Source organism: Siminovitchia sediminis (assembly GCF_042680885.1).
In the GTDB taxonomy this organism is placed as follows: domain Bacteria; phylum Bacillota; class Bacilli; order Bacillales; family Bacillaceae_C; genus Siminovitchia; species Siminovitchia sediminis.
Window position 1 is genome coordinate 1 of the sequence record NZ_JBHUEO010000043.1, and the last position, 3476, is coordinate 3476.

3 protein-coding genes are annotated in these 3476 nt (G+C 33.3%); all 3 read right to left on the reverse strand.

Annotated elements, in window-relative coordinates; all coding sequences use genetic code 11:
• Positions 1-92: 92 nt before the first annotated feature.
• Genes ACFSCZ_RS13490 through ACFSCZ_RS13500 form a run of 3 tightly spaced genes read right to left on the reverse strand, consistent with a single transcriptional unit; the run spans position 93 to position 3311 of the window.
• Positions 93-1112, reverse strand: a complete 1020-nt coding sequence (locus ACFSCZ_RS13490) for a site-specific integrase (RefSeq protein WP_380774532.1) — start codon at positions 1110-1112, stop codon at positions 93-95.
• The gene (locus tag ACFSCZ_RS13495; protein WP_380774533.1) at positions 1109-2062 is read right to left on the reverse strand and encodes a tyrosine-type recombinase/integrase; all 954 of its coding nucleotides are present in this window, start codon (positions 2060-2062) and stop codon (positions 1109-1111) included. Before ACFSCZ_RS13495 ends, ACFSCZ_RS13490 begins: the two co-directional genes overlap by 4 nt.
• Position 2063: 1 nt before the next feature.
• Positions 2064-3311, reverse strand: coding sequence for a tyrosine-type recombinase/integrase (locus ACFSCZ_RS13500; RefSeq protein WP_380774534.1), 1248 nt, complete (start codon positions 3309-3311; stop codon positions 2064-2066).
• Positions 3312-3476: the final 165 nt, after the last annotated feature.

Here is a 3476-nt window from a genome sequence, read left to right on the forward strand (position 1 = left end):
GGTTATGTATAGTAAAAAAAAATGTAAAGTAAACCTTTTTTCAATTGCCAAATCGGCATTTTGTTTAGATTTACTTTACATTTTATCTGGTGTTATTTATTGAAACTTCTTAACCAGCTCAATAAATCTTCGTTTTTATGCCACTCTGGTTCCTCATGAGGTAAAACATCGACATAAGCGTTTTCTATAGCCTCTCTTTTTTGTTTTGAATCAGTTTTTGCGTAAATTTCAGTTACCTGAACTGAAGTGTGTCCAAGGATATCTCTTATATAAACTAGATTTACGCCAGCCTGAAGTAAATGCATGGCCTTTGAATGTCTAAGACAATGGCAGCTAAATACCTCCGGTATTAATGTTTGGTCTTCTTTTCGAGCTAAATTCTTATATTTTGTCAAGATATAATTAACTCCTGCCCTAGTTAGTTTTTCTTTTCTATTATTAAAAAATAAAGGATACAAATTTGCAGAAATCTTTAATAAACCTTGTTCTTCCATGTAAACTTTTAAAATTTTTATTGTTGGCTCCATCAAAGGTATTATTCTTGCCTTATTTCCCTTGCCGATTAATTTAATTGTATAAGGTTTATCAAACCGGATCATGGATGGAGTAAGATCAATAATTTCCTGAACTCTAGCTCCTGTATCATATATGAGGGATAATAAAGCTAAATCACGGCGGCCAGCCATTGTACTTGAATTGGGCATCTTTAGTAAGAGTTTAATTCCATCGAGAGTTATATAGTTAATAGTCTTTTTCTCTGTTTTTTTGACAGGTATAGAAAGGATTTTCTGCCATTCCAATAGATTATCTGGATTTTCATATTGAAGGTATTTGAAAAAAGAGTGCAGTGCTGCTAATCGCACATTTCTTGTCGAGGTACTACAGCGTCTGTTTTCCTCAATCCAATCCAAATACTCAACTACATTATTTTTTGTCACCATACTTAAGGTTAATTGATCAGTTGGAATTTCTTTCACGTCTCTTAGAAAACGAAGAAATAATATAAATGTATCTCTATACGAGCCAATTGTATTTTTACTCGCTCCAGTTTCTCCAGGGAGATATTTCGTAAGGAATCCTGTGAGATAAAACGAAAAATCCGTCGGTTTCATGGTTTGGTCACCTCCGGAAACAAGAATGAACATAGGCTGTTAACTTCTGTCATTAATTCAGGATACATATCAGAAGTTAACCTGACATATTTGTCTGTTGCTTCTAAAGAAGAATGGCCAAGATATTTTGAAAGAACTGGAAGTGAATAGTATAAATCCAATCCCTTACGGGACATTTCTGCCAATGAGTGGACACTGAACGAATGTCTAAAATCATGCACTCGTGGCCCTAATCCTTTTCCTCCATGGGGAATGCCAGCCTTCCATAATATTTTGCGAAACCATTTATAAACCGTATCCGAGGCATATCTTTTTCCATTATCTTGTGTGAAAAAATATTGATATTCCGGGAGTTTTGATAAATAGCTCTTCTTATATTGAATACATACCTCTTTTAAGGAATCTGATAATGGAAGAACCCGGTCACTTCCGTTTTTTGTTTCCCTAACAATAATATAGCCTTCATTAAGATTTACATCTTCATTCTTAAGTTTCAAAGCTTCATTTACTCTAAGCCCACAACCATAAATCATCCGAAAAAGAACAGGAAGTATAAATTTCATAGGTGAATTCCGATGAATTTCTATTGAATCACAAGCTGTAAAAAATAACACGAGCTGTTCTTTTGAAAAAATGTAAGGAGTAAAGGTACTTTGATACGATTTTAATTGCCTTGGAATATATGTATCATAACCAAGTTGTTTTAAATAAATAGAAAAATTAATAATGTCATTTACCCTTTTATATTGTGTAACATCTGATTCATTCGGACGTTTTTCTGCCCATTTATCCGCTAACCCTCTAGTTAAACCGATAAAATCAGCACCATGTTCAATAGTAAATCTATCAAACATTTTGAAAGTATAGGTATTATCAAATGCATACCCCAAACTTCTTTTAAAAGTAATGTATTGTTTAATTAGGTCCCCGTTAGTTCCATGGTATTCCATATTATTTCACCCCTTCAAAAAGAGGCGTATTTAATGGCAACACATCTAGAGAACATTGACGAAGAGTATCTAGATCAATTCTAAGGTAGGTTTTGGTACTCTCAGTATTTGTGTGGCCTAATACTTCCGAAATAACAGGAAGTGGCGTTTTCTTTTCCAAAAGGATTCCGGCAAGACTATGACGTAATGCATGTGGACCATGTTTCTTATTTTCTATATTCTTAATTCCAGCTTGCTTTAAATAAAAAGAAACAATATTATGAAGGGTTGGTTCCTCAAGTTTGTCGTATGGTTGTCCTGTCCGTAGAAATAAATAAGGAAGATCCGATTTTGGTCTTCCAAACTTTAAATAATCAATAATGGCATTTCCAATTTCAGTAAGAAGTGGAAGCTCAATTTTTTCTTTTGTCTTCTTCTGAACTAAGTGAATTGTATTAGTCTCCCAATGAATGTTTTCAAACTTCAATCCGCAAATATCCGAAGCACGTAATCCCAGCCTTGCGGCTAATAGGACCATTACGATATCTCTCTTTCCTTTTGGATTCCCTCTGTCTACGGATGCCAAAAGATGATTTATTTCATCTTTTGTATAAGTTGTAGGGAGGCGAGCCTCTTTTTTGTAACTACTTTTCGGAACTAAATAGGTCAAATTATATTCTGAAATCCCATTTTCAAATAAATACTTTAAAAATCCTCTTAAAGAAGAAAGCATACAATGGATTGTTGATTTAGAATAGTATCCTAAACCGTTAATAAACTCTAAAATATGCTGATTATCTAGCTCTGAAAAGTTCGTTACTTGATTCGATTCAAGAAATTCTAAAAGCCGATGAAGATACAACTTATTATTATTTACAGTATCATCTGATGCTCCTTGAGATTTTCTATAAGATAAGTAACCCTGAATTCCTTCTCCGATTTCTCCTTTAAGTGGGTATTTTTTTAAGATCGACCTGAATTTTATACTTCCAGTATTTTGATATTCAGTAAGCACATTTGCACAACGAATTAAATCTTTTTCTCTCCTGCTAAGTTCTGAATAGTCACTTGTTCCTTGAATTTTACTAATAAAAGCATCTCCGACCTTTGCTTCGTAGAAATCAATTGAATTTTCCACCATAAATTGCTCAATAACTGACCACCCTTTTTGATAAAAACTTATTCTTTGTTTGTTGTAAGAAAGACTTCTAAAATATGTTTCTACTTGTGATGAAACTTCTTGAAGTGTCTGATGCTTACCATCCTTCATCTTTCTGTACCTCCCATTGTTATATTAGGCGAACCGCCTGTTATAACAATAGGGTGATAATGTAAAGTAAAACAATAATAATTTGCTGAAAGGTAATAGATTTACTTCCTTACTTTACATAATCATTAACTATACATAACCTTTTTTATGCGAAGCTTCGCATAA